This window comes from Salipiger abyssi, assembly GCF_017311415.1.
Lineage (GTDB): Bacteria > Pseudomonadota > Alphaproteobacteria > Rhodobacterales > Rhodobacteraceae > Salipiger > Salipiger abyssi_A.
This window is the reverse complement of sequence record NZ_JAEKIS010000006.1, coordinates 142,506-166,518: the sequence shown is the minus strand read 5'-3', so window position 1 is coordinate 166,518 and position 24,013 is coordinate 142,506. Positions and strand designations below refer to the sequence as shown.

Here is a 24,013-nt window from a genome sequence, read left to right as displayed (position 1 = left end):
CACCCCGCGCGCAACTTCAAGCGGGGCTTGCGCTTTCGTGATGCGCCGCGCGCGCCTGAGAGTGTTGCCCGCCACCGGTATCCCGGGGGTACGGGCGGGACAGGAAGGCGCCGCCCGAGCCTCAGCCAAGATATCTGGCGCGGGGGCGAATGATCTCGCCGCTTCCTGCCTGCTCCATCGCATGCGCGCACCAGCCCGCGAGCCGCCCGGTGGCAAAGATCACGAAGGCGGCGCTCTCGGGGAAGCCGCGCGCCATGCTCAGCGCGGCAAGCGCGGCGTCCACATTCGGCGGCAGATCGAGCGCGTGCGACAGCGTCCGGACGGCCGTCATTGCGGCGCTATCCGGGGCGAGGCGTTCGAGAATGAGGCGGGCTCGCGGGTCGCCGCCGGGATAGAGCGGGTGCCCGAAGCCGTAGCCATAGGGCGAGTGGCCGGACTGAGCCGTCAGAAACGCCTGCGTTTGTCCGTCGCGCGCCGCCAGCAGCGCCGCGCGAGCCCGCGATGCGACACCGCCATGACGTGCGCCGCTGAGCGTCGCCATGCCGCAGAGTAGAGCCGCTGGCAGGCTCGCGCCTGCGGAGGCCGCGATCCGCACCGAAAAGGTGGAGGGATTTAGTTCATGATCGCTCAGCAGAACCAGCGCCCGGCGCAGATCGTCGTATCCGGCGTGATCCGCGCCCCAGGATCGGGCGAGCCGCCCATGGATTGGTCCTGTCGCGGATATTCCGAGCAGCGCGTTCGCGACTCCGGACATCAGCGCCCCCGCTTCCCGGGTGATTTCGGAGTTGGCGCGCTCGTGCAGCGGGCGGGCTCCCGGCGCATGCTCTGTCAGCGTTTGCAGCGCGCGGCCCAGAGGATCGGGCAGCGAGACCGGCGCATCGCAGGGCGGTGTGTCCACCGTATCGACGGCCCAGAGATGCGCGGCCATCTCCTCCAGCGTCAGGGTATCAGCGCAATCCGCCACCGAGCGACCGCGCAGCCAGAGCATGCCGTCGCGTACCTCGGATATCGCGGTGGTCAGAACCGGATCGCCCCAGCGGATTGCACGCTCAGCGACCTCCCTGCGCGCCCTCGGACGGCGGTTTTGTTGCAGTAGGGCGTCGACATCGAGCCGCGCGTAGAGGCAGCGCCGTGCATCGTCTAGATCGGCCTGGGTCCGTACGAGGCCACGGCTGACATAGGCGTAAAGCGTCTGCGGCTTGACGCCGAGCAGAGCGCAGGCGGAGCTCGCGTCGATCCAGTCCGAGGAATTCATATTGATTATATTGATCAAGATTTACAGCCCGTCAACGGAGGCATTTCATGGTTCTGCAACGACAGGAGCATACCCATGGAACAGGATTTCAGCCGGCAGATCGGCGAGGCGCTTGGGCGCGATCTCGATCCCGCCGCTTCAGACAAGGTCTGCGGCGAGGCTGCTTTGCCTTCGTGCTTCCCGGTGTCGGATCTGGCGGTCGCCTCGGTGTGGGCGGCGGCGCGGGAGCTGGCGGCACTCTCCGGCGCGCGCGAGGTCATGGTCGCCAGACGGCTGGCGCTGATGTGGTTCGGCATGACCCTGCGCCCGACCGGCTGGACGCTGCCCTCCGTCTGGGATCCGATTGCCGGCGACTATCAGGCCGCCGATGGCTGGATCCGGCTCCACACCAACGCGCCGCATCATCGCGAGGCGGCGCTTGGGGTTCTGGGCGCGATGTCCGACAGGGCCGGCGTGGCCGAGGCGGTGCGTGGCTGGGACAGGGAAGCGCTCGAAACCGCTGTTGTGGCAGCGGGTGGCGCGGCGGCGGCCATGCATGGGCTGGCGGAATGGGCGGCGCATGCGCAGGGGCGTGCGGTGGCGCAGGAGCTGCTGATCGCCTGGCGCGAGACCGGAACGCGCCGGGGCGGCACCGGCCTGCAAGGGGTGCGCGTGCTCGATCTGACCCGGGTGCTGGCGGGACCGGTCGCGACCCGCTTTCTCGCGGGCTTCGGCGCAGAGGTATTGCGCATCGACCCGCCGGGCTGGACCGAACCCGGGGTCGAGCCCGAGGTCACGGTCGGCAAGCGCAGGGCGGGCCTCGATCTGCACAAGGCTGAGGATCGCAGGGTGTTCGAGACGCTGCTTTCCGGCGCGGACGTTCTGGTTCACGGCTATCGCCCTGGCGCGCTCGACGGGCTGGGGTATGACGAGGCCCGGCGCCAAAGCCTGTGCCCCGGGCTGATCGATGTCAGTCTGAACGCCTATGGCTGGAGGGGGCCATGGCAGGGGCGGCGCGGGTTCGACAGCCTGGTGCAGATGAGCTGTGGGATTGCGGCAGAAGGCATGCGCCGGGCCGGGGCGCCGGCGCCGGTTCCGCTGCCGGTACAGGCGCTCGACCACGCGACGGGGTATCTGATGGCGGCGGCGGTGCTGCGCGCCCTGCGCGTGCGGCAACGCACCGGCGTGGCGCTGGCGGCGCGCCTGTCGCTCGCCCGGACGGCGGCCATGCTGACGGCTGCCGGGGCCCGCGCGTTCCGTGGCGAAGGGATCGCGGAGCGGGAGGACGATCTCGCGCCCGCCATCGAAGCAACGGGATGGGGTGCGGCACGGCGGTTGCGCTTTCCGGTTCTGCTGGACGGCGAGGCGCCGAACTGGGGGGCGCCGGCGGGGCCCCTGCGCGTCGACCCGCCGTGCTGGTGAGATCGCTTGGCCTTTTGGGCCCCTGTCGTCAGGTCACCGATTTCCGCCGCTGGTATTTCGGATGATCCCAAAGCGCGCCGCGCAGCACGCGGGCCAGAACCTCGACCGCCTCGCGGATCTCGTCCTCGCCGATATAGAGCGGCGTGATGCCGAAGCGCAGCACATCCGGGGCGCGGAAATCTCCGACGACGCCGAGGTCGATCAGCGCCTGCATGATGGCATAGCCGTGTTCGGAGCGGAACGAGACCTGGCTGCCGCGCGCGTCGTTGTCGCGCGGGGTGGCGAGTTTCAGCCCGGGGCAATGTTGCTCGACCTCTTCGATCATCAGCCCGGTGAGGGCGAGCGAGCGTTTGCGCAGCCTGGTCATGTCGACCCGGTCCCAGATGTCGAGCGCCGCGTCGAGCGCAGCCATTTGCAGCACCGGCGGCGTGCCGACGCGCATGCGCTCGATGCCTTCGCCGGGACGGTAGCCCTGTTCGAAGGCGAAGGGGGCGGCGTGGCCGAGCCAGCCGGCCAGCGCCGGGTCGGCGTGGTCGGCATGTTCGGGAGAGACATAGATGAAGGCCGGCGAGCCGGGCCCGGCATTGATGTATTTATAGGTACAGCCAACGGCAAAATCGGCGCCGCCTGCGGCGACATCGACGGGCAGGGCGCCGGCTGAATGCGCCAGATCCCAGATCGCCAGCGCCCCCATGTCATGCGCCTTGCGGGTCAGCGCCTTGAGATCGTGGCGCCGGCCGGTGCGATAGTCGACCTCGGTCACCAGCAGCGCCGCCACCTCTTCGGTGATCGCGTCCTCGAGCTCGTGCGGGGCGACGAGGCGCAGCTCGTGGCGGTCGCCGAGCAGCCGGATTAGCCCCTCGGCCATGTAGAGATCGGAGGGGAAATTGCCCCGGTCCGAGAGGATCACCCGGCGCTCGGGGCAGATCTGGAGCGCGGCGGCGAGCGCCTGGAACACCTTGATCGACAGCGTGTCGCCGATCACGACGTGATCCTCCTCGGCGCCGATCAGCCGGCCTAGCCGGTTGCCGAGCCGGCGCGGCATGTCCATCCAGCCGCAGCCGGTCCAGCCGCCGATCAGATGTTCGCCCCATTCCTCGGAGAGCATGCGCTCCATCCGCGCGGGCGTGGCCTTGGGCAGGGGGCCGAGGGAATTGCCGTCGAGATAGATCAGGCCGAGCGGAATATGGAACTGGTTACGGGTCCAGGCGAAATCGGTCAAAACGCTCCTCCGGAAAACTGCGTCGCCAGACCCTGACGCCGTTTCGCGCCGGGGGCAAGTCGCCGGATTGCGACTTGTCATACCTATTCGCATCTGTGAATGTCATGTGCGGTAGCCATGAGGGAGGAGCGACCATGCGAGCTGGTGTGACGATCGGGGCGGTATTGCTGGCGGGGGCGTCCGCCGCGCATGAGGATATCGCGGACCAGTATCCGCAGTCGGAGCTTTACGACAAGCCGGTGGAGGTGATCCCGCATGTCTGGAGCGCCATCGGGGCGACGGCGCCGCCGACCTATGAGAATTCGGGGCATAACAACAATCTGAGCTTTGTCGTGACCGGCGATGGGGTGGTGGTGATCAATGGCGGCGCCTCGGCGCGGCTGGCGGCTGCGCTGCATGAGGAGATCAGGGTGGTGACCGATCAGCCGGTGAAGCTGGTGATCAACGAGAACGGCCAGGGCCACGCGATGCTGGGCAATTCCTACTGGGCGGAGCTGGGGGTGGACATCCTCGCGCATGAGGATGCCATCGAGGTGTTCGAGAAGGATGGTGATTTCATCCTTCAGGGTATGCAGAATTACAACCGTGACAAAGCTGAAGGCACGGAGGTTGCCGTTCCGAACTTATCCTTTTCCGATAAATACACCGTGGAGATGGGTGAGGTGGTGCTGGAGGTTCTGCACCTCGGGCCGGCGCATGATCCGGGCGACACGCAGGTGTGGATTCCGCAATGGGGCATCGTGATCGCCGGCGACATCGCCTTTCACGAGCGCATGCCGCCGATCTTTGCCGAGACCTGCACGAGCTGCTGGATCGAGACCTTTGACGGGCCGTTCACCGCGCTGGGGGCGACCTATGTGATCCCCGGCCACGGGCATCCGACGAATATGGCACAGGTGACGCGGTTTACCTCGGATTACCTCAAGGACCTGCGCGCCAAGATCCGCGTGCATATCGACGAGGGCGGCGATCTGGCGAGCGCCTATTACGTGGATCAGTCGACCTGGGAGGGGCTCGACACGTTCGAGGAGCTGGCGACGAAGAATGCGGGCCGGGTGTATGAGGAGATGGAATGGGAGTGACCGGCCCATTCGCCCTTGCGGGCGGCTTCGCTTTGGTTTGACATGTGGCGGAATGCTGCATGAAGGATGCCGGGTATGTTTCGGAAATGGGTCGATATTCCGCCGGTCTGGCTGGCCGTTTGCCTGGCGCTGGCCTGGGTGCAGGCGCATCGCTTTCCGATGGGGCTGAGCTTTGGCCCGGTCTGGGCGGATCTGCTGGGCGGGCTGCTGGTGGGCGGCGGTGCGCTGCTGCTGGCGCTCGCGCTCGCGGAGATGCGGCGGCATCACACGACCTTCATGCCGCATGACGAGGCGGCGCAGCTGGTGACGAGCGGCGTCTTCAAGCGCTCGCGCAACCCCATCTACTTGGGCGATGCGATGATTCTGGCCGGCTTTATCCTTTACTGGGACGCGGTTCTGGCACTCGTATTGCTACCGATCTTTGTCTGGGTGATCGAGAAACGGTTTATCGAGCCCGAAGAGCAGCATTTGAGGCGAAAGTTTGTTGCAAAATATGCGAAATATTCGCAACAAACGAGAAGGTGGCTTTAAATTCCGGGGCGGATGTGATTAACCGGCGCGACGACGTTGTGAGCGACCGGTCTGGATTGTAGACACGGCATCAATTGGCATGTGCCGCAACGGCAAGAGACATGTCTCAGGAGATCCTAAGGGGGACGACAAACGTGAAGATAGGGACGCCAAAGGAACTGGCGGCAGGTGAAAATCGCGTTGCGATGACGCCGGATTCGGCGGGCCAGCTGCAAAAGCTGGGCTATGAGTGCTTGCTGGAACGGGGCGCCGGCGTGAAGGCCGGGTTTGCGGATTCCGCCTATGAAGCGGCGGGGGTGATGCTGGTCGACGACGCGCAGTCGCTCTGGGCGCAGGCGGATATCGTGGCCAAGGTGCAGCCGCCGACCGATGAGGAGGCAGCCGGGCTGCGCGAGGGTCAGCTGCTGATCTCGTTCTTCTGGCCGGCCACCAACGAGGCGCTGATGAAAGAGGCCGCCGACAAGGGCGCGTCTGTCATCGCCATGGACATGGTGCCGCGGATCTCCCGCGCGCAGAAGATGGACGCGCTGAGCTCGATGGCCAATATCGCGGGCTACCGCGCGGTGATCGAGGCAGGCAACAATTTCGGCCGCTTCTTCACCGGTCAGGTGACCGCCGCCGGCAAGGTGCCGCCCGCCAAGGTGCTGATCGTCGGCGCCGGTGTGGCCGGCCTCGCCGCCATCGGCACCGCGACCTCGCTGGGCGCGATCACCTACGCCTTCGACGTGCGGCCGGAAGTGGCCGAGCAGGTCGAGTCGATGGGCGCGGAATTCGTCTATCTCGATTTCGAGGAAGAGCAGGCGGACGGGTCGAGCTCTGGCGGCTATGCCTCTGTTTCCTCCCCGGAATTCCGCGAGGCGCAGCTTGCCAAGTTCCGCGAGCTGGCTCCGGAAATGGATATCGTCATCACCACGGCGCTGATCCCCAACCGCGAGGCGCCCGAGCTCTGGACCCCGGATATGGTCGAGAGCATGAAGCGCGGTTCGGTCATTATCGACCTTGCCGCCGAGCGTGGCGGCAACTGCAAGCTGACCGTGAAGGACGAGAAGATCGTCACCGACAATGGCGTGACCATCGTCGGCTATACGGATTTCCCGAGCCGCATGGCGACGCAGTCGTCGAGCCTCTACGCCACCAATATCCGTCACATGATGACCGACCTGACGCCGGAGAAGAACGGCACGGTCGATCACAATATGGAAGACGACGTCATCCGCGGCGCCACGATCGCGCACAAGCATGATGTGACCTGGCCGCCACCGCCGCCCAAGACCAAGGCGATCGCGGCCGCCAAGCCCAAGGAGAAGGCGCCGGAGCTGACGCCGGAAGAGAAGCGCGCCGCAGAGGTCGCGGCCTTCAAGGCGCAGACCCGGAGCCAGGTGACGCTGCTGGCGGTGGGCGCCGCGCTGCTCTTGGGCGTGGGCCTTGTGGCGCCCGCGAGCTTCATGCAGCATTTCATCGTCTTCGTGCTGGCGGTCTTCGTGGGCTTCCAGGTGATCTGGAACGTGAGCCACTCGCTGCACACGCCGCTGATGGCGGTGACCAACGCGATCTCGTCGATCATCATTCTCGGCGCGCTGATGCAGATCGGCTCGGGCTCGTTCCTGGTGATCCTGCTGGCGGCGCTGTCGGTGTTCATGGCCGGGATCAACATTTTCGGCGGTTTCCTCGTGACGCGGCGCATGCTCGCCATGTTCCAGAAGTCGTAAGGGGGAGGGCAGAACAATGGAATTCGGTTTCACGACGGCGGCCTATGTGGTCGCGGCGGTGCTCTTCATCCTGAGCCTCGGCGGGCTCTCGGGCCAGGAAAGCGCCAAGCGCGCCGTCTGGTACGGCATCGTCGGCATGGCGCTGGCGGTCTTCGCCACGCTGATCGGGCCGGGTGCGGGGCTCTGGTGGCTTTCGGTCATCCTCGTGGCGGCGGGCGGCGTCATCGGCGTCTATGTAGCCAAGAAGGTCGAGATGACCGAGATGCCGCAGCTGGTCGCGGCGATGCACTCGCTGGTGGGCCTGGCGGCGGTGTTCGTGGGCTTTAACGCGCATTTCACCATGAAGGCGGTGGCCCGCGCGCAAGAGGCCGGCGCCGAGGTGCATGGCACCTTTGCCGAGCTGGTGGCGCATAAGGCGCCGGTCGAGCTCAATATCCTGTCGGTCGAGCTGTTCCTGGGCATCTTCATCGGGGCGGTGACCTTCACCGGCTCGGTGATTGCCTTCGGCAAGCTGGCGGGCAAGGTGACGAGCGCGGCGAAAAAGCTGCCGGGCGGGCATCTGCTCAACCTGACGGCGGCGGTGATCTCGGTGCTCTGCCTGATCTGGTATGTGGCGACCGGGGGCTTCCTGCCGCTCTTCATCATGACGCTGGCGGCGCTGTTCATCGGCTATCACCTGATCATGGGCATCGGCGGCGCCGACATGCCGGTGGTGGTGTCGATGCTGAACAGCTATTCCGGCTGGGCGGCGGCGGCCATCGGCTTCTCGCTCGGCAACGATCTGCTGATCGTGGTCGGTGCGCTGGTGGGCTCGTCGGGTGCGATCCTGTCCTACATCATGTGCAAGGCGATGAACCGCAGCTTCATCTCGGTGATCCTCGGCGGCTTCGGCGGCACGAGCGGCCCGGCGATGGAGGTCGAGGGCGAGCAGATCGCCATCGATGCCGACGGTGTGGCCGGTGCGCTGGACGAGGCCGACAGCATCATCATCGTGCCGGGCTATGGCATGGCGGTGGCGCAGGCGCAGCAGAACGTGGCCGAACTGACCCGGCGCCTGCGCGCCAAGGGCAAGGAGGTGCGTTTCGCCATCCACCCCGTCGCGGGCCGTCTGCCGGGGCACATGAACGTGCTGCTGGCCGAGGCCAAGGTGCCGTATGACATCGTGCTGGAGATGGACGAGATCAACGACGACTTCCCCGACACCGACGTGGTGATCGTCATCGGCTCGAACGACATCGTGAACCCGGCGGCGCAGGAAGACCCGAACTCGCCCATCGCCGGCATGCCGGTTCTGGAAGTGTGGAAGGCCAAGCAGGTGTTCGTGTCGAAGCGCGGCCAGGGCACCGGCTATTCCGGCATCGAGAACCCGCTCTTCTACAAGGAGAACACGCGGATGTTCTATGGCGATGCGAAAGCCTCGCTGGGCGAGCTGCTCAACCGCATCGAGTGAGTTTGCTGAAAGCTGCGGTGGGTTGAAGACCCACCCTGCGGGCGCGGCGCCTTTTGGGGCCGCGCCCTTTTTTTGTTTGAGGGTGGCGCTTTGTGGCCGGTGGCGGAGGTCTCCGGCGGGAGTATTTTACGAAAGATGAAGCTGCGGGGCGTTGGTGGTTAATGCGGAATTCATAAGTTTTAACAACGCTTTAGGAGATGCCGTTCGGTGCGGAAATTTGACCGGGCGCGCGGTCGCGGTTAGAGTTTTGCCATGCTGGACGCATTGGGTGGACGGCGCCGGGGACAGGCCCCCGGCGGGTGTCTCTTCCGTTGTCTTCGAAAGAGGACGGCGTGTCGTCCTGCTGCCTCGGGCGGAGACCCACAGGCAAGAAAGGTATCGAGCATGATCCTTATCCATCTCGAAGAGGAAATGTCGCGACTCGAAGACGAGCGCAACCGGATCGTCGGCGTTCTTCAGGAGCTCGGCGCGGAAATCAGACGCCTCAAGGCGCAGATCGAAGACGGGGAGGAGGTGTCCAAGACCGAGGCGGGCAAGCTGATGAGCGATGTCCGCTACTGGATGAGGGCGTCGCATGAAACGGAGGCGCAGATCGCCAATGTCAGACGAAAACAGAAGGGGATTGCCGGAGACTGGGCTCTGGATCTCGAACGGGCGCGCGATGAGATCGGGTGCCGCATGGCTCGCCTCCGCCGGTGCTGCGGTGCGGGACGCGTTTCTGAGTGAGCTTACGGAGGGGGAGTGCCTGGCACTCCCCTTTCTGTTCGAGTTCTGGGCGATGGAGCATCAGTTGCCGCCCGAGGGCGATTGGCGCGCCTGGGTGATCATGGGCGGGCGCGGCGCGGGCAAGACGCGGGCCGGGGCGGAATGGGTGCGCGCCTGTGTCGAGGGCGCGCTGCCGCTGTCGCCGGGGCGCTGCAAGCGCGTGGCGCTGGTGGGCGAGACGCTGGATCAGGTGCGCGAGGTGATGGTGTTCGGCGAGAGCGGGCTGCTGGCCTGTTCGCCGCCTGACCGCAGGCCCGAGTGGCAGGCGACGCGGCGCTGTCTCGTGTGGCCGAACGGGGCGGAGGCGATGGTGTTTTCGGCGCATGATCCGGAGGCGCTGCGCGGGCCGCAATTCGATGCCGCCTGGGTCGATGAGCTGGCCAAGTGGAAGAAGGCGCGCGAGACCTGGGACATGCTGCAATTCGCGCTGCGGCTGGGCGAGCGGCCGCAGGTCTGCGTGACCACGACGCCGCGCAATGTCGGCGTGCTGAAGGAGCTCTTGGCGCTGGAGAGCACGGTGGTGACGCGGGCGAAGACCGAGGCGAACCGGGCCAACCTGGCGGCGTCGTTTCTGGAGGAGGTGCGGGCGCGCTACGGCAATACGCGGCTGGCGCGGCAGGAGCTCGACGGGGTGCTAGTCTCGGGTGCTAGTCTCGGATGTGGACGGGGCGCTCTGGACGGCGGAGATGCTGGACCGGGCGCAGGGCATGCCGGTGCCCGAACGCTTTGACCGAATCGTGGTGGCGGTGGATCCGCCGGCGGGGGCGGGCAAGGCCTCGGATGCCTGTGGGATCGTGGTGGCTGGGGTGCTTTGCGAGGGGCCGCCGCAGAGCTGGCGGGCGGTCGTGCTGGAGGATGCGACGGTGCAGGGCGTCTCGCCCACGGGCTGGGCGGAGGCGGCGGTGGCCGCCTATGAGCGCTGGCAGGCGGACCGGGTGGTGGCCGAGGTCAATCAGGGCGGCGCCATGGTGGAGACGGTGCTGCGGCAGGTGGCGCCGCAGATCGCGCTGCGTCAGGTGCATGCGACGCGGGGCAAGGTGGCGCGGGCGGAGCCGGTGGCGGCGCTTTACGAGCAGGGGCGTGTGGGGCATGCGGGCGGCTTTGCCGCGCTCGAGGAGCAGATGGGGCTGATGACGGCGGCGGGGTTTCAGGGGCAGGGCTCGCCCGACCGGGTGGACGCGCTGGTCTGGGCGCTGACCGAGCTGGTGGTCGCGCCGATGCAGGGCTGGAAGCGGCCGGCGCTGCGGGTGTTGTAGCGCTGTAGGGTGGGCAATCCTGCCCACCTTTGCCTTTGGAACGGTGGGCAGGATTGCCCTCCCTACAGGGGTTTGCGCATGGCGTAGTTGGTGAGCGCGACGCCGCGGCGGGTGACGCTTTGTTCGCGCAGCAGCTCGAAGCCGTGATGGGCGAAGAAGGCACGCGCCGCCTTGCTGACATCGGAGGTCAGTGCGCTGGCGCCGCCGGCGCGGGCGATGGTGGTGAGCGCCGAAAGCAGCGCGCTGCCGATGCCGTGGCCGGCGGCGCCCGGGCGCACGAAGGCCAGGTCGATATGGCCCGGCATCACCAGCGTCATGAAGCCCACCGGCACGCCGCGCAGCTCGGCCATAAGCCCGACCGAGCCGCCGATGCGATCACGCCAGCGTTCGGGATCGGCGCGCGGGCCGGCCCAGGCGCGGCGCTCTTTCTCGGAATAATGCGGCGCGGTGCCGTTCAGGACTGCGTCGAGAAAGATCTCGGCCGCGATCTCGGCATCCTCGGACAACAGGGGGCGGAGATCGGGCGGAGGCTCGGCAGTCATTCAGGATGTCCCGGAGGTTTCTTGTGCGCAGGCGCGGGTATCCGGGGAGCCTAACCCGGAGTTAGCGCCCCAAGCTAGGGCGTCTGCTGCATAGCCGGGTTTCGCTGAGCGGGGTGTTGCGCCGCGAGCGGGCGCTGCCGGCAGAGCGCCTTAACCTTCTTTTCCTAGGGTGGTTTTCGAAGGCGATGAGGGCCCGCGACGGCCCCAAGCGGACATGAGCAAGGAGCGTCAGGCGATGGTATTCGATTTTCTGCGCAGGGACAGCGGGGCGGCGCCGGTGCCGGAGGTCAAGGCCTCGGCCACCGGGCCGGTCATGGCCTATGCGAGCGCCGGGCGCGTGGCCTGGAGCCCGCGTGACAGCGGCTCGCTGACCCGCGCGGGCTTTGCGGGCAATCCGGTGGGGTTTCGCGCGGTGAAGCTCATCGCCGAGGCCGCCGCGGCGCTGCCGCTGGTGCTTCAGGACCGGGAGCAGCGCTACGCCGAGCACCCGCTGCTGTCGCTGGTGAGTGCGCCGAACCCGGCGCAGGGCCGCGCGGAACTGTTCGAGGCGCTTTATGGCCACCTGCTGCTGTCTGGCGACGGCTATGTCGAGGCGGTGAGCGGCGAGGCCGGGCTGCCCGCCGAGCTGCATGTGCTGCGCTCGGACCGGATGCGGCTGGTGCCGGGGCCGGATGGCTGGCCCATCGCTTATGAGTACATGGTCGACGGGCGGCGGCACCGGTTCGATGCCGGCGGGGCGGTGTCGCCGGTCTGCCATATCCGGGCGTTTCATCCGCAGAACGATCATTACGGGCTCTCGCCGATCCAGTCGGCGGCGCAGGCGGTGGATGTGCATAATGCCGCGAGCCGCTGGTCGAAGGGGCTGCTCGACAATGCGGCGCGGCCTTCGGGCGCCATCGTCTGGACGGGCGCCGACGGTCAGGGCGCGATGAGCAACGATCAGTTCGAACGGCTGCGCGACGAGATGGAGAGCCTGCATCAGGGTGCGCGCAATGCCGGGCGGCCGATGCTGCTGGAGGGCGGGCTCGACTGGAAGCCGATGGGGTTTTCGCCCTCGGATATGGAATTCCAGAAGACCAAGGAGGCGGCGGCGCGCGAGATTGCGGTGGCCTTCGGTGTGCCGCCGATGCTGCTGGGGATTCCCGGCGAGGCGACCTTCGCGAATTATCAGGAGGCGCATCGCGCCTTCTACCGGCTCACCGTGCTGCCGCTGGCGACACGGGTGACGGCGGCGGTGGGGCGGTGGCTGTCGGCGCATCTGGGCGAGGAGGTGGCGCTGTCGCCGGATCTCGACCAGGTGCCGGCTCTGGCCGCCGAGCGCGACGCGCAATGGGCGCGCGTCGCCGGGGCCGATTTCCTCACCGCCGCCGAGAAGCGCCGGATGCTCGGCCTGCCCGCGCTGCCGGAGGGCGGCGAGGGTGAGTGAGCGCAAGCTGGAATACGAGCCCTTTGCCTGCGCGCCGGCGCTGAAGCTGGAGGCGCATGAGCGGGTGAGCCGCTTGCAGATTGAGGCGCTGAACGGGCGGCTCGACCGGATCGAGGGGCTGATCGAGCGGCTGGAGAAACGGCTGTGGCTGGCGGTTTACGGGGTCGCCGGGGTGATCCTGGCACAGGCCTTTGTCGGGCTGACGGGCGTGACCCCGTGAGCGGATTTCGGAAAGGAACGGGAATGGATCTTGAGCACAAGTTCTGCCGCTTCGACGCGGAGGTGGTGCTGGTCGAGGGCACGAAGATCGAGGGCTATGCCTCGCTGTTCGGGGCCTGCGATCAGGGCGGCGACGTGGTGGCGCCGGGGGCCTATGCGGTCTCGCTGGGGCGGCTGGGCGCCGAGGGGCGCGCGGTCAAGATGCTCTGGCAGCACGACCCGGCCCAGCCCATCGGGATCTGGGAGGAGGTGCGCGAGGATGCGCGCGGGCTCTATGTGAAGGGCCGGCTTCTGGACACGGTGGAGAAGGGCCGCGAGGCGGCGGCGCTGATCGCGGCGGGCGCCATCGACGGGCTGTCGATCGGGTATCGCACGCTGAAGGCGGGCAAGGATGAGAAGGGGCGCAGGCTCCTCAAGGAACTGGAGCTTTGGGAGGTGTCGTTGGTGACCTTCCCGATGCTGCCCAGTGCGCGGGTGGCGGCCAAGGGCGAGAGCCCGGACGAGGCCATGCTGCGTGAATTGGCGCAGGCGCTGGAGGGCGCGCGTCTGGACTTGGCGGGCGGCTGACGCGCGCCTCTTACGAACGGGATCGAGATCATGAGCAACTCCGAGACTGGTTCTCGGACCGGGGAAGATCTGTCTCCGGTCGCCCGGGTGAGCGCCGCTGTTGCGGGACTCGTCGGCGATTTCAGGGCCTTGCAGGCCGACTTTCAGGTGAAACTTCAAAAACAGGAAGAGCGACTGACCATGCTTGACGCAAAAATGACCACCCCGCGCGGACGCCCGGCGCTGGCCACCACGGCAGAGACTTTTGCGCCGCATCAGAAGGCCTTTGACGCCTATCTGCGCAGCGGCGACGACGACGCGCTGCGCGGGCTGGCGCTGGAGGGCAAGGCGATGTCGACCGCGGTGGCGGGCGATGGCGGCTATCTGGTTGACCCGGTGACCTCGGAGACGGTGAAATCGGTGCTCGACAGCACCGCGTCGATCCGGGCCATCGCCAGCGTGGTGACGGTGGAGGCCACCTCCTATGACGTGCTGATCGACCAGGGCGAGACCGGCGCCGGCTGGGCGGACGAGACGACCGCGTCGTCGGAGACCGGTACGCCGACCATCGACCGGATCTCGATCAAGCTGCACGAGCTTTCGGCGATGCCCAAGGCCAGCCAGCGGCTGCTGGACGACAGTGCCTTCGATATCGAGACCTGGCTGGCGGGCCGGATCGCCGACAAGTTCTCGCGCGCCGAGGCGGCGGCCTTTGTCAGCGGCGACGGCGACGACAAGCCGCGCGGTTTCCTCGACCACGACACGGTGGACAACGACGTCTGGACCTGGGGCAATCTCGGCTATGTGCCCTCGGGTGTGGCAGACGGGATCGGCGGCGGCGACGCGATCATCGACCTGGTCTATGCGCTGGGGGCGGAATACCGCGCCAAGGCTGCATTCGTGATGAACTCCAAGACCGCCGGCGCGCTGCGCAAGCTCAAGGACGCGGATGGGCGGCATCTGTGGTCGGACGGTCTGGCCGCCGCCGAGCCGGCGCGGCTGCTGGGCTATCCGGTGCTGATCGCCGAGGACATGCCGGACATCGCTGCCGATGCCGATGCCATCGCCTTTGGCGATTTCAGCGCCGGTTACACCATCGCCGAACGCCCGGATCTGCGGGTGCTGCGCGATCCGTTCAGCGCCAAGCCGCATGTGCTGTTCTACGCCACCAAGCGCGTGGGCGGTGACGTGAGCGATTTCGCGGCGATCAAGCTGCTGCGCTGCGCCCTGGCCTGAGACTGACGCGGACATGAGGGCGGGGCGACCCGCCTTCATGGGGCGCGTGCCGGAAGAACTCGCGTTGTCCAGCTGCTCCCCTCCGTCCGAGCAACGTGGGCGGCACGCGCCCGCCTTGAGCCCCGGTCGCGGAGGTCGGGAGAGGATTGCGGAGAATACAGATGATGTTGATCGAAGAAACACAGGTGCCCGACGCGGCCCTTCCGGTGGACGCGCTGAAGCGCCACCTGCGTCTGGGCAGCGGCTTTGCCGAGGACGACGTGCAGGACGCGGTGCTGGGCTCGTTCCTGCGGGCGGCGCTGGCGGCCATCGAGGCGCGGACCGGCAAGGCGCTGATTGCGCGGGGCTTTGTCTGGACGCTGAACGGCTGGCGCGACCCGGAAGCTGCGGTGTTTCCGATGGCGCCGGTGAGCGCGGTGAGCCAGCTTTCCGTCGTGGATCGGTTCGGAGCGGCAGAGGTCATCGACCCGGCGCGCTACCGGCTGGAGGTGGACGGGCAGGCGCCGAGGCTGCGCCCGCAGGGCACCGCGCTGCCGGCGATCCCCGAGGGCGGCGCGGCGGAGATCCGGTTTACCGCCGGTTACGGCGCGGCGTTCGACGATCTGCCCGCCGATCTGGCGCAGGCGGTGCTGCTGCTGGCGGCGCATTACTACGAATATCGCGACGAGACCGCGCTGGGACAGGGCTGCATGCCCTTCGGGGTGACCTCGCTCATTGCCCGCTACCGGCCCATGCGCATGGGGTTCAGAGCATGAGCGGGCCGCATCTGAACCGCCAACTGGTGCTGGAAGCGCCGGTGCGTATGCCGGATGGCGCCGGCGGGCTGACCGAGAGCTGGAGCGTGCTGGGCACGCTCTGGGCGGAGATTCGGCCGCGCACGGGGCGCGAGGCCAATGGCGAGGCGGGCGCACTGGCGGTGGGCGGGTTCCGCATCACCGTGCGCGCCGCGCCGCAGGGCCACTCGAACCGACCGGTGCCCGGGCAGCGCTTGCGTCAGGGAGGGCGGCTCTTTCGCATTCTTACGGTGACCGAGCACGAGCCGGGCGGGATGTATCTGATCTGCGAGACCCGCGAGGAGGTGGCGGCATGAGCTATGCGATGTCGGCGGCGTTGCAGGGCGCCGTGTATCAGCAGCTTTCGGGCGACGAGGCGTTGAGCGCGCTGGTCGGCAGCGACATCTACGACGCGCTGCCGGCGGGCACGCTGCCGGGGTTGTATGTGCTGCTGGGCTCGGAGACGGCCAAGGACGCCTCGGACCAAAGCGGCGCGGGGGCCTGGCACGATCTCACCGTGGCGGTGGTGACCGACGCGGCGGGGTTCCAGATGGCCAAGACGGTGGCGGCGGCGGCCTGCGACGCGCTGAACGACGCGGGGCTGGCGCTCGACCGGGGGCGGCTGGTGAGTCTGCGGTTTCTGAAGGCGCGGGCAAAGCGTGAAAGCGGCGGACTGCGGCGGATCGACATGACCTTCCGCGCGCGTGTCGAAGACGATTGATCCCTCTATTCAAGGAGTAAGACGATGGGTGCCCAGAACGGCAAGGATCTTTTGATCAAGGTGGATCTGACCGGCGACGGCCAGTTCGAGACCATGGCGGGGCTGCGCGCCACGCGGGTGAGCTTCAATGCGGAAAGCGTCGATGTGACAACGCTGGAAAGCCAGGGTGGCTGGCGCGAGCTGCTGGCGGGGGCCGGGGTGAAATCGGCCAATATCTCGGGCTCGGGCGTGTTCCGCGACGCCGGCACGGACGAGCGCGCCCGGCAGATCTTTTTCGACGGCGAGACGCCGGATTTCCAGGTGATCATCCCGGATTTCGGCACGGTGGAAGGGGCGTTTCAGCTGACCTCGATCGAATATGCCGGCTCGCATAATGGCGAGGCGACCTATGAGGTTTCGCTCGCTTCGGCGGGGGCGCTGCAATTCGTGCCGGTGCCGGTGGCGTAATGGCCAATCCGTGGCGGGGAGAGGTGGCGCTGACCCTCGACGGCGAGGAGCGCGCCATGCGGCTGACGCTGGGGGCGCTGGCCGAGCTGGAGGCGGGGCTCGAGGAGGGGTCTCTGGTGGCGCTGGTGCAGCGCTTCGAGGAGGGCCGGTGCAGCACGCGCGATGTGCTGGCGCTGATCGTCGCCGGGCTGCGCGGCGGCGGCTGGGAGGGGAGCGCGGCGGATCTACTGCGCGCCGAGATCGCCGGCGGGCCGATGGTGGCGGCGAAGGCGGCGGCGGAGCTGCTGGCGCGGGCCTTCATGCTGCCGGAGGAAAGCGGATGAGCGACGGGTTTGCCTGGCAGTCGTTGCTGCGCGCGGGTCTGCGCGGGCTGGGTCTGACGCCCGAGCAGTTCTGGACCCTCACCCCCGCCGAGCTGCGGCTGATGCTGGGGGAAGAGAGCGGCGGCACACCGATGGGACGGGCGCGGCTCGATGAGCTGATCGCGGCCTTCCCCGACGAGATGAAAGGAGATGCCCGATGACCGATTTGGACACGCTGGACGATCTGGAAACAGAGATTGCCGGGCTGGAAGAGCGGCTTGGCTCCGCCAGCGCCATGGCGGCGGGGTTCGATGCCGAGATGAAGCGCATCCACCAGACCTTTTCCGCGACGGGGCGCAATGTGGCCAAGCTGGAGGGTGCGCTGAGCAAGGGGCTGGGACGCGCCATCGACGCGGTGGTGCTGGATGGTGCCAAGCTGAGCGAGGCGCTGGAGCAGGTGGCGCGCTCAATGATCGACACCGCCTACAAGGCCGCGGTGAAGCCGGTGACCCAGCATGTGGGCGGGATGCTGGCGGGCAATCTCGCCGGGCTCTTCAGCGGGTTTTCCTGGTTCGAAAAGGGCGGCTCCTTCAGCCAGGGGCGGGTGATGCCCTTTGCCAGCGGCGGCGTGGTGAACGGGCCGGTGAGCTTTCCGATGCGCGGCGGCACCGGGCTGATGGGCGAGGCGGGGCCCGAGGCGATCATGCCGCTGACCCGCGGGCCGGACGGCAAGCTCGGGGTGCGGGCGCAGGGCGGCGGCGCGCAGCCGGTCACGGTGGTGATGAACATCACCACGCCGGACGCGCAGAGCTTCCGGCGCAGCCAGTCGCAGATCGCGGCGCAGATGAGCCGTGCGCTCGGCCAGGGCGCACGCAACAGGTGAGGAACGGGCGATGAGTTTTCACGAGGTGAGATTTCCGGCGGATCTGAGCTTTGGCGCGCTGGGCGGGCCGGAGCGGCGCACGGATGTGGTCGAGCTGACCAGCGGGTTCGAGGAGCGCAACAGCCCCTGGGCGCATTCGCGGCGGCGCTACGATGCCGGGCTGGGGTTGCGCGGGCTCGACGATATCGAGGCGCTGCTGGCGTTTTTCGAGGCGCGGCACGGGCAGCTTTACGGATTCCGCTGGAAGGACTGGGCGGATTACCGGTCGTGCAAACCCAGCGGCAGGGTAACGCCCACCGATCAGGTGATCGCCGAGGGCGACGGCGAAACCCGGGCCTTTCAGCTGGTGAAGAATTACCGCTCGGGCGGCGCCGCCTATGCCCGCCCGATCACGAAGCCGGTGGCGGGGACGGTGCTGGCGGCGGTGCAGGATGTGGAGATGCGCGAGAGCGTGCATTTCGAGATCGACCTGACCACCGGGGTGATAACATTCGAAGAGCCGCCGCTGGCCGGGGTCGAGGTCTCGGCGGGGTTCGAATTCGACGTGCCGGTGCGGTTCGACACCGACCGGATCAATGTCAGCGTCGCGAGCTTCAAGGCGGGCCAGGCGCCCGACGTGCCGGTGGTGGAGGTGCGGGTCTGATGGGGGTGGAGGAGCTTCACGCGCATCTCGCAACCGGGCTGACCACGGTGGCGCGCTGCTGGGCGGTGACGCGGCGCGACGGCACGCGCTATGGATTCACCGATCACGACCGCGATCTGAGCTTTGACGGGCTCTTGTTTCGCGCCGATACCGGGTTGACGGCGATGGCTTTGCAACAGGCGACCGGGCTCTCGGTGGACAATACCGAGGCCATGGGCGCACTACGCGACGATGCGCTGTCGGAGGCCGATATCGAGGCCGGGCGCTTTGACGGGGCCGAAGTTGTCTCGTGGCTGGTGAACTGGCGCGATACCGACCAGCGGCGGATGATGTTCCGGGGCAGCATCGGCGAGATCCGGCGCGCGAATGGCGCGTTTCACGCCGAGCTGCGCGGGCTGACCGAGATGCTGAACCGCCCGGTGGGGCGGGTGTTTCAGGCGCCCTGTAGCGCGGTTCTGGGCGATGCCGCCTGCGGCGCCGATCTGAGCGAGCCTGGGTATTTTCACGAGGGGCCGGCGCTTGGCGTCGAGGAGAACCGCTCCTTCCGCTTTGGCGATCTCACCGGGTTTGAGGCGGGCTGGTTCCAGCGCGGGCGCTTCGAGGTGCTGAGCGGCGCCGCCGAGGGGCTGAGCGGCAGCATCAAGCGCGACCGCTTCTGGAACGGTGAGCGGCTGATCGAACTCTGGGAGCCGCTGGGCGCGCCGGTGGCGGCGGGCGATATACTCCGGCTCTTCGCGGGCTGCGACAAGCGGTTCGAGACCTGCCGTTTGAAATTCAACAATATCCTGAACTTTCAGGGCTTTCCGGACATTCCCGAAGAGGACTGGATCATGGTGCACCCTTCGCAGGCGAAGTCGCAGAGCGGCGGGAGTCGGCGATGAGCGGGGCGCGCATCGTCGTTGCCGCGCGCGGCTGGATCGGCACGCCCTATGTGCATCAGGCCTCGGTCCGGGGCGCGGGCTGCGACTGTCTGGGGCTGTTGCGCGGGGTCTGGCGCGAGCTGATCGGGCCGGAGCCCGAGCAGGCGCCGCCCTACACGATGGACTGGTCCGAGCCGCAGGGCGACGAGGCGCTGCTGCGCATCGGGCTGCGCTACATGACACGCAAGCCGCGCGAGGACGAGGCGCCGGGCGATGTGCTGCTCTTCCGCATGCGCGAGGGCGCGGTGGCGAAACATCTGGGGCTTCAGGCGGGCATCGGCGCGGCGGCGAGCTTTGTGCATGCCTATAACGGGCACGGGGTGATCGAGAGTCCGCTGAGCCAGCCCTGGCGGCGGCGCATCGCGGCGCGCTTTGCCCTTCCAACAGAGGTGACATAATGGCGACGATCCTTTTCTCAGCCGTCGGCGCGGCGGCAGGCAGCGCAATCGGCGGTTCGGTTCTGGGGCTGTCGATGACGGCGGTGGGCCGCTTTATCGGCGCGAGTTTCGGCCGGGCGCTGGATCAGCGGCTGATGGGCAAGGGCGCCGAGACGGTCGAGACCGGCCGTATCGAGCGTTTTCGTCTGAGCGGTGCGGGCGAGGGCGTGGCCATCGCGCAGGTCTATGGGCGGATGCGGGTCGGTGGCCATGTGATCTGGGCCACGGAATTCGTCGAACATGTGAAGAAGAAGAAAACCGGCGGCGGCAAGGGCCAGCCTTCGGGGCCGACGGTGAAGAGCTACAGCTATTCGGTGAGCCTGGCGCTGGCGCTTTGCGAGGGCGAGATTTCAGGGGTGAACCGGATCTGGGCGGATGGCGCCGAGATTCCGGTCACCGATCTGAACATGCGGGTCTATCCCGGCAGCCGCGATCAGGCGCCAGATCCGCGCATGGAGGCGGAGGAGGGCGCAGGTCTGGTGCCGGCCTATCGCGGCACCGCCTATGTGGTGATCGAGGATCTGATGCTGGAGCCTTTCGGCAACCGGGTGCCGCAGTTCAGTTTCGAGGTGACGCGCCCGGTGCAGGACGACCCCGAGGATGTGCCGCGTGCCATTCGCGGCGTGGCGATGATCCCCGGCACCGGGGAATACGCGCTGGCGACCGAGCCGGTGCATATGAAATACGGCAAGGGATCTTCGGGGGTGGTGAACGTGAACTCGCCCTCCGAAGCGCCGGATTTCAACACGTCGCTGGATCAGCTCACCGACGAGATGCCGGGCTGCGGCGCGGTCTCGCTGGTGGTGAGCTGGTTCGGCAGCGATCTGCACTGTGGGCAATGTGAGATCAAACCCAAGATCGAACAGGACGAGTTCGACGGGAAGAAGATGAAATGGACGGTGTCCGGGCTGGCACGCGGCGCGGCGGAGCTGGTGCCCCGCGTCGAGGACCGTCCGGTCTATGGCGGCACGCCCTGCGATGCCTCCGTGGTGCAGGCGATCCGGCGCATGGCGGATCGCGGGCTGGAGGTGATGTATTATCCCTTCATCCTGATGGACCAGCTGGAGGGCAACGGGCTCGAAGACCCGTGGAGCGGCGCGGAAGATCAGCCGCCGCTGCCCTGGCGCGGGCGGATCACCCTGAGCGCGGCGCCGGGGCGCGATGGCTCACCCGACGGCATGGCGGCGGCGGCCAGCGAGGTGGCGGATTTCATTGGCACCGTGACGGCGGCGGATTTCTCCGTGGGCGACGGCACGGTGAGCTATGACGGGCCGGCGGAATGGTCCTATAGCCGGTTCATCCTGCATCAGGCGGCGCTCTGCGCGGCGGCGGGCGGGGTCGAGTCCTTCTGCATCGGGTCTGAGATGCGGGCGCTGACGCAGATCCGCTCGGACAGCGGCTTTCCGGCGGTCGCAGCGCTGCGCGCGTTGGCCGCCGAGTGTCGCGCGCTGCTGGGGCCGGAGGTGAAGCTCGGCTATGCCGCCGACTGGTCGGAATATTTCGGCTATCATCCGCAGGACGGGACGGGGGATGTGTATTTCCATCTCGATCCGCTCTGGGCGGACGATCAGATCGACTTCATCGGCATCGACAATTACATGCCGCTGTCGGACTGGCGCGACGGCGACGACCATGCGGATGCGCATTGGGGCGCGATCTATAACCCCGACTACCTCATGGCCAATGTTGCCGGCGGTGAGGGCTATGACTGGTATTACCCCAGTGCCGAGGCGCGCGCGGCGCAGCGCCGGGAGCCCATCACCGACGGGGCGCATGACGAGCCCTGGGTGTTCCGCTACAAGGATCTGCGCGGCTGGTGGGGCAATGCCCATTACGAGCGCATCGGCGGTGTAAGGCAGGCCGACCCCACCGCCTGGGAGCCGGGATCGAAGCCCCTGCGCTTTACCGAGCTGGGTTGTGCTGCGCTCGACAAGGGCACCAACCAGCCCAACAAGTTCCTCGATCCGAAAAGCTCTGAAAGCCGGTTGCCGTATTATTCCAATGGCTTGCGAGACGAGCTTATCCAGCGGCAATATCTGCGCGCGATGCATGCCTATTGGGGCGATCCGGCGCATAACCCGGTCTCGGAGGAGTATGGCGGGCCGATGCTCGACATGGATCACGCCTATGTCTGGGCCTGGGATGCGCGGCCCTATCCGTGGTTTCCGGGTCTCTCTGAGCTCTGGAGCGATGGCGGCAATTACCGGAGCGGGCACTGGCTCAACGGGCGCGTGTCGTCGCGCACGCTGGCCTCGGTGGTGGCGGAGATCTGCGACAGCGTGGGGCTGCGCGACTACGATGTGAGCGGGTTGCATGGCTGGGTGCGGGGCTATGCGGTGGACCAGGTGGGCGACGCCCGCCGCGCGCTGCAACCGCTGATGCTGGCGCATGGGGTGGATGCGATCGAGCGCGACGGGGCGCTGGTCTTTGCGCTGCGGCGCGGGCGCGATGCGGTGGAGCTGGCGCCGGAGCGGCTGGCGGTGTCCGAAGAGCTCGACGGCGATCTGGTGCGCAGCCGCGCCAGCGAGGCGGAGATGGCGGGCCGGGTGCGGCTGCGCTTTGTCGAGGCGGATGGCGATCACGTCATTGCCGCCGAAGAGACGGTGCTGCCCGACGAGGAAACCCATGCGGTGGCCGAGTCGGAGCTCTCCATGGCGCTGACCCGGCGCGAGGCGCGGATGACGGTGGAGCGCTGGCTTGCCGAGGGGCGCGTGGCGCGCGAGAGCCTGCGTTTCGCGCTGCCGCCCTCGCAGCTTCCGGTCGCGGCGGGGGATGTGGTCTCGCTGCCCGCCGAGGCGGGGCGGGTGCTGGCGCGGGTCGACCGGGTCGAGATCGGCACGCATCAGCTGTTGGATGCGGTACGGATCGAGCCGGATGTCTACCTGCCGTCGGATTTCCCCGACGACGCGCCGAGCCTGCGCGCCTTCATCCCGGCGGTGCAGGTGCTGCCTTTCTTCATGGATCTGCCGCTGATGAGCGGTGACGAGGTCGAGCACGCGCCGCATGTGGCGCTGACCTCCGATCCGTGGCCGGGATCGGTGGCGGTCTACGAATCTGGGTCGGATGCGGATTACGTGCTGAACGAGATCATCGCCGCGCGTTCGGCGATCGGGGTGACCGAGACGCCGCTGGCGGCGGCGCCCGCCGGGCGGATCGACCGGGGCGGGCTGTTGCAGCTGCGGATGCTCTCGGGCACGCTGCAATCCATCGGCGACGAAGCGCTGCTCGCGGGGGGCAATCTGATGGCCATCGGCGACGGTACGCCCGGCGCCTGGGAGATCTTTCAGTTCCGCGATGCGCAGATGGCGGGCGAGGGCGTCTGGATGCTGAGCCACCGGCTGCGCGGGCAGTTCGGCACCGACGGTCTCATGCCGGAGGTCTGGCCCGAGGGCTCTTGGGTGGTGGCGCTCGACGGCACGCCGCAGCAGATCGCGCTGGCCGCGGCGCTGCGGCGCCAGCAGCGGCACTACCGCATCGGTCCGGCGCGGCGCGGCTATGACGATCCGAGCTATGTGCACGAGGTGCATGCCTTTGACGGCAACGGGTTGCGGCCCTACCGCCCGGCGCATCTGCGGGCGGTGCCGACCGGCAGCGGTGTCGATGTCAGCTGGATCCGGCGCACCCGCATCGACGGCGACAGCTGGGCGCTCGACGAGGTGCCGCTGGGCGAGGAGAGCGAGGCCTATCAGCTGCGGGTGACGCAGGGCGAGACGGTGCTGCGCAGCGCGCAGGTGGCGCAGTCCGCGTGGAGCTACGATCCGGCGCAGGACGGGATTTCGGGCGTCTATGCCATCGAGGTGGCGCAGATCTCGGCGCGTTACGGGCCGGGGCCGTTTGCAAGGGTGACGCTCTCGGCATGAGGCCGGTGCTGCATGGCGACCTGATCTGCGCCGCCTGCGCGCTGTTGAGCGTGCCGCGGGGTCAGCGCTGGCGGGCGGCGCGGGATCTGGTGGCGCGGGCCGATGCGGCGGACCGCTATCGCCGCCGCATCGGCCGGGCACATGCGGAGTGGGGCAACGGCACGCTGATGTCGGCGGCGCTGTCACAGGCGATTGCGCCCGAGCGGCGGCTCGACGATCCCGACTACGCCGATTGTCTGATTCTGGTGCTGGAGGCGCTGCGTTGTCACCGGCGCGGTGTGCCCGGGGGCTGAGCGTTCTTGGCTCATGCGGTTTCGCGATTGCCCCCATCACGGTTTTGCGTTTCGGACCGTCGCGGCTATCTGCTATAAGGGCAGGACGCAACGG

The 24,013-nt window shown here is 67.8% G+C and carries 25 protein-coding genes and 1 pseudogene; 23 read left to right on the top strand and 3 right to left on the bottom strand.

The features are described 5' to 3' along the window. Nucleotides 1-121 precede the first annotated feature (121 nt). Nucleotides 122-1,273, bottom strand: a complete 1,152-nt coding sequence (locus tag I6N89_RS10490; RefSeq protein ID WP_207018404.1) for a citrate/2-methylcitrate synthase — start codon at nt 1,271-1,273, stop codon at nt 122-124. Between the two features lie 57 nt (nt 1,274-1,330). Between I6N89_RS10490 and I6N89_RS10485 the strand changes: the two genes are divergently transcribed. Then, entirely contained in the window at nt 1,331-2,656 is a 1,326-nt protein-coding gene (locus I6N89_RS10485; protein WP_207018403.1) for a CoA transferase, read from the top strand. 28 nt (nt 2,657-2,684) lie between these two features. Here the strand turns inward: I6N89_RS10485 and kynU are convergent, their stop codons facing one another. Further along, nucleotides 2,685-3,878 (bottom strand): kynureninase, encoded by a 1,194-nt coding sequence (gene kynU / locus I6N89_RS10480; protein ID WP_207018402.1) that lies wholly within the window; start codon nt 3,876-3,878, stop codon nt 2,685-2,687. Between the two features lie 134 nt (nt 3,879-4,012). Here kynU and I6N89_RS10475 point away from each other — a divergent pair, with 134 nt between their 5' ends. The 6 genes and pseudogenes from I6N89_RS10475 to I6N89_RS10450 all read left to right on the top strand — a co-directional run bounded on the left by I6N89_RS10475 (nt 4,013) and on the right by I6N89_RS10450 (nt 10,671). Continuing rightward, nucleotides 4,013-4,960, top strand: coding sequence for an MBL fold metallo-hydrolase (locus tag I6N89_RS10475; protein ID WP_207018401.1), 948 nt, complete (start codon nt 4,013-4,015; stop codon nt 4,958-4,960). Between the two features lie 75 nt (nt 4,961-5,035). Next, nucleotides 5,036-5,491, top strand: a complete 456-nt coding sequence (locus I6N89_RS10470) for a methyltransferase family protein (protein ID WP_207018400.1) — start codon at nt 5,036-5,038, stop codon at nt 5,489-5,491. Nucleotides 5,492-5,625: 134 nt separating this feature from the next. Further along, nucleotides 5,626-7,200 carry a Re/Si-specific NAD(P)(+) transhydrogenase subunit alpha gene (locus I6N89_RS10465; RefSeq protein ID WP_207018399.1) on the top strand — a complete coding sequence of 525 codons (1,575 nt, stop codon included), beginning with the start codon at nt 5,626-5,628 and terminating at the stop codon, nt 7,198-7,200. A gap of 16 nt (nt 7,201-7,216) precedes the next feature. After that, nucleotides 7,217-8,650: an NAD(P)(+) transhydrogenase (Re/Si-specific) subunit beta gene (locus I6N89_RS10460; protein WP_207018398.1), complete on the top strand. Its 1,434-nt coding sequence runs from the start codon at nt 7,217-7,219 to the stop codon at nt 8,648-8,650. A 411-nt stretch (nt 8,651-9,061) separates the two neighbouring features. Continuing rightward, nucleotides 9,062-9,376, top strand: coding sequence for a hypothetical protein (locus I6N89_RS10455; RefSeq protein WP_236016542.1), 315 nt, complete (start codon nt 9,062-9,064; stop codon nt 9,374-9,376). Then, nucleotides 9,312-10,671: pseudogene (locus I6N89_RS10450) on the top strand (DNA-packaging protein). Before I6N89_RS10455 ends, I6N89_RS10450 begins: the two are co-directional and overlap by 65 nt. 62 nt (nt 10,672-10,733) lie before the next feature. Here the strand turns inward: I6N89_RS10450 and I6N89_RS10445 are convergent. Then, nucleotides 10,734-11,213 carry a GNAT family N-acetyltransferase gene (locus I6N89_RS10445; protein WP_207018397.1) on the bottom strand — a complete coding sequence of 160 codons (480 nt, stop codon included), beginning with the start codon at nt 11,211-11,213 and terminating at the stop codon, nt 10,734-10,736. A gap of 235 nt (nt 11,214-11,448) precedes the next feature. Here I6N89_RS10445 and I6N89_RS10440 point away from each other — a divergent pair, with 235 nt between their 5' ends. From I6N89_RS10440 to I6N89_RS10365, 16 genes are all read left to right on the top strand, one after another. Next, nucleotides 11,449-12,639, top strand: coding sequence for a phage portal protein (locus I6N89_RS10440; protein ID WP_207018396.1), 1,191 nt, complete (start codon nt 11,449-11,451; stop codon nt 12,637-12,639). Further along, nucleotides 12,632-12,859 (top strand): GTA head formation protein, RCAP_rcc01685 family, encoded by a 228-nt coding sequence (locus I6N89_RS10435; protein ID WP_207018395.1) that lies wholly within the window; start codon nt 12,632-12,634, stop codon nt 12,857-12,859. The genes I6N89_RS10440 and I6N89_RS10435 overlap by 8 nt, the downstream gene beginning before the upstream one ends. 23 nt (nt 12,860-12,882) lie before the next feature. Continuing rightward, on the top strand, nt 12,883-13,425 hold the full coding sequence (locus I6N89_RS10430) for an HK97 family phage prohead protease (RefSeq protein ID WP_207018394.1): 543 nt from the start codon (nt 12,883-12,885) through the stop codon (nt 13,423-13,425). Between the two features lie 30 nt (nt 13,426-13,455). After that, entirely contained in the window at nt 13,456-14,640 is a 1,185-nt protein-coding gene (locus I6N89_RS10425) for a phage major capsid protein (protein WP_207018393.1), read from the top strand. Nucleotides 14,641-14,801: 161 nt separating this feature from the next. After that, nucleotides 14,802-15,395 carry a head-tail connector protein gene (locus I6N89_RS10420; protein ID WP_207018392.1) on the top strand — a complete coding sequence of 198 codons (594 nt, stop codon included), beginning with the start codon at nt 14,802-14,804 and terminating at the stop codon, nt 15,393-15,395. Then, nucleotides 15,392-15,730, top strand: a complete 339-nt coding sequence (locus I6N89_RS10415) for a head-tail adaptor protein (protein WP_207018391.1) — start codon at nt 15,392-15,394, stop codon at nt 15,728-15,730. Before I6N89_RS10420 ends, I6N89_RS10415 begins: the two co-directional genes overlap by 4 nt. Continuing rightward, entirely contained in the window at nt 15,727-16,134 is a 408-nt protein-coding gene (locus tag I6N89_RS10410) for a DUF3168 domain-containing protein (protein ID WP_207018390.1), read from the top strand. The genes I6N89_RS10415 and I6N89_RS10410 overlap by 4 nt, the downstream gene beginning before the upstream one ends. Before the next feature lie 24 nt (nt 16,135-16,158). Further along, entirely contained in the window at nt 16,159-16,581 is a 423-nt protein-coding gene (locus I6N89_RS10405) for a phage major tail protein, TP901-1 family (RefSeq protein ID WP_076705464.1), read from the top strand. Continuing rightward, nucleotides 16,581-16,904 carry a gene transfer agent family protein gene (locus I6N89_RS10400; protein ID WP_207018389.1) on the top strand — a complete coding sequence of 108 codons (324 nt, stop codon included), beginning with the start codon at nt 16,581-16,583 and terminating at the stop codon, nt 16,902-16,904. The genes I6N89_RS10405 and I6N89_RS10400 overlap by 1 nt, the downstream gene beginning before the upstream one ends. Further along, a complete protein-coding gene (locus I6N89_RS10395; RefSeq protein WP_207018388.1) occupies nt 16,901-17,104 on the top strand; it encodes a rcc01693 family protein in 204 nt (67 codons plus the stop codon). The genes I6N89_RS10400 and I6N89_RS10395 overlap by 4 nt, the downstream gene beginning before the upstream one ends. After that, nucleotides 17,101-17,766, top strand: coding sequence for a phage tail tape measure protein (locus I6N89_RS10390; RefSeq protein WP_207018387.1), 666 nt, complete (start codon nt 17,101-17,103; stop codon nt 17,764-17,766). Before I6N89_RS10395 ends, I6N89_RS10390 begins: the two co-directional genes overlap by 4 nt. Before the next feature lie 10 nt (nt 17,767-17,776). Beyond that, nucleotides 17,777-18,409, top strand: coding sequence for a DUF2460 domain-containing protein (locus tag I6N89_RS10385; RefSeq protein ID WP_207018386.1), 633 nt, complete (start codon nt 17,777-17,779; stop codon nt 18,407-18,409). Then, nucleotides 18,409-19,290, top strand: coding sequence for a DUF2163 domain-containing protein (locus tag I6N89_RS10380; protein ID WP_207018385.1), 882 nt, complete (start codon nt 18,409-18,411; stop codon nt 19,288-19,290). Before I6N89_RS10385 ends, I6N89_RS10380 begins: the two co-directional genes overlap by 1 nt. Beyond that, entirely contained in the window at nt 19,287-19,727 is a 441-nt protein-coding gene (locus I6N89_RS10375; RefSeq protein WP_207018384.1) for a peptidase, read from the top strand. The genes I6N89_RS10380 and I6N89_RS10375 overlap by 4 nt, the downstream gene beginning before the upstream one ends. Next, a complete protein-coding gene (locus I6N89_RS10370; protein WP_207018383.1) occupies nt 19,727-23,626 on the top strand; it encodes a baseplate multidomain protein megatron in 3,900 nt (1,299 codons plus the stop codon). Before I6N89_RS10375 ends, I6N89_RS10370 begins: the two co-directional genes overlap by 1 nt. Further along, on the top strand, nt 23,623-23,919 hold the full coding sequence (locus I6N89_RS10365) for a hypothetical protein (RefSeq protein ID WP_207018382.1): 297 nt from the start codon (nt 23,623-23,625) through the stop codon (nt 23,917-23,919). Before I6N89_RS10370 ends, I6N89_RS10365 begins: the two co-directional genes overlap by 4 nt. Nucleotides 23,920-24,013 lie beyond the last annotated feature (94 nt).

Bases quoted from the DNA above. Each gene is read 5' to 3' on its own strand.
- I6N89_RS10375 (WP_207018384.1), top strand. From the start codon at position 19,287: ATGAGCGGGGCGCGCATCGTCGTTGCCGCGCGCGGCTGGATCGGCACG.
- I6N89_RS10420 (WP_207018392.1), top strand. From the start codon at position 14,802: ATGATGTTGATCGAAGAAACACAGGTGCCCGACGCGGCCCTTCCGGTG.
- I6N89_RS10440 (WP_207018396.1), top strand. From the start codon at position 11,449: ATGGTATTCGATTTTCTGCGCAGGGACAGCGGGGCGGCGCCGGTGCCG.
- I6N89_RS10455 (WP_236016542.1), top strand. From the start codon at position 9,062: ATGTCGCGACTCGAAGACGAGCGCAACCGGATCGTCGGCGTTCTTCAG.
- I6N89_RS10405 (WP_076705464.1), top strand. From the start codon at position 16,159: ATGGGTGCCCAGAACGGCAAGGATCTTTTGATCAAGGTGGATCTGACC.
- I6N89_RS10365 (WP_207018382.1), top strand. From the start codon at position 23,623: ATGAGGCCGGTGCTGCATGGCGACCTGATCTGCGCCGCCTGCGCGCTG.
- I6N89_RS10415 (WP_207018391.1), top strand. From the start codon at position 15,392: ATGAGCGGGCCGCATCTGAACCGCCAACTGGTGCTGGAAGCGCCGGTG.
- I6N89_RS10390 (WP_207018387.1), top strand. From the start codon at position 17,101: ATGACCGATTTGGACACGCTGGACGATCTGGAAACAGAGATTGCCGGG.
- I6N89_RS10430 (WP_207018394.1), top strand. From the start codon at position 12,883: ATGGATCTTGAGCACAAGTTCTGCCGCTTCGACGCGGAGGTGGTGCTG.
- I6N89_RS10475 (WP_207018401.1), top strand. From the start codon at position 4,013: ATGCGAGCTGGTGTGACGATCGGGGCGGTATTGCTGGCGGGGGCGTCC.
- I6N89_RS10485 (WP_207018403.1), top strand. From the start codon at position 1,331: ATGGAACAGGATTTCAGCCGGCAGATCGGCGAGGCGCTTGGGCGCGAT.
- I6N89_RS10445 (WP_207018397.1), bottom strand. From the start codon at position 11,213: ATGACTGCCGAGCCTCCGCCCGATCTCCGCCCCCTGTTGTCCGAGGAT.
- I6N89_RS10400 (WP_207018389.1), top strand. From the start codon at position 16,581: ATGGCCAATCCGTGGCGGGGAGAGGTGGCGCTGACCCTCGACGGCGAG.
- I6N89_RS10425 (WP_207018393.1), top strand. From the start codon at position 13,456: ATGAGCAACTCCGAGACTGGTTCTCGGACCGGGGAAGATCTGTCTCCG.
- I6N89_RS10385 (WP_207018386.1), top strand. From the start codon at position 17,777: ATGAGTTTTCACGAGGTGAGATTTCCGGCGGATCTGAGCTTTGGCGCG.
- I6N89_RS10460 (WP_207018398.1), top strand. From the start codon at position 7,217: ATGGAATTCGGTTTCACGACGGCGGCCTATGTGGTCGCGGCGGTGCTC.
- I6N89_RS10410 (WP_207018390.1), top strand. From the start codon at position 15,727: ATGAGCTATGCGATGTCGGCGGCGTTGCAGGGCGCCGTGTATCAGCAG.
- I6N89_RS10395 (WP_207018388.1), top strand. From the start codon at position 16,901: ATGAGCGACGGGTTTGCCTGGCAGTCGTTGCTGCGCGCGGGTCTGCGC.
- I6N89_RS10370 (WP_207018383.1), top strand. From the start codon at position 19,727: ATGGCGACGATCCTTTTCTCAGCCGTCGGCGCGGCGGCAGGCAGCGCA.
- I6N89_RS10380 (WP_207018385.1), top strand. From the start codon at position 18,409: ATGGGGGTGGAGGAGCTTCACGCGCATCTCGCAACCGGGCTGACCACG.
- I6N89_RS10470 (WP_207018400.1), top strand. From the start codon at position 5,036: ATGTTTCGGAAATGGGTCGATATTCCGCCGGTCTGGCTGGCCGTTTGC.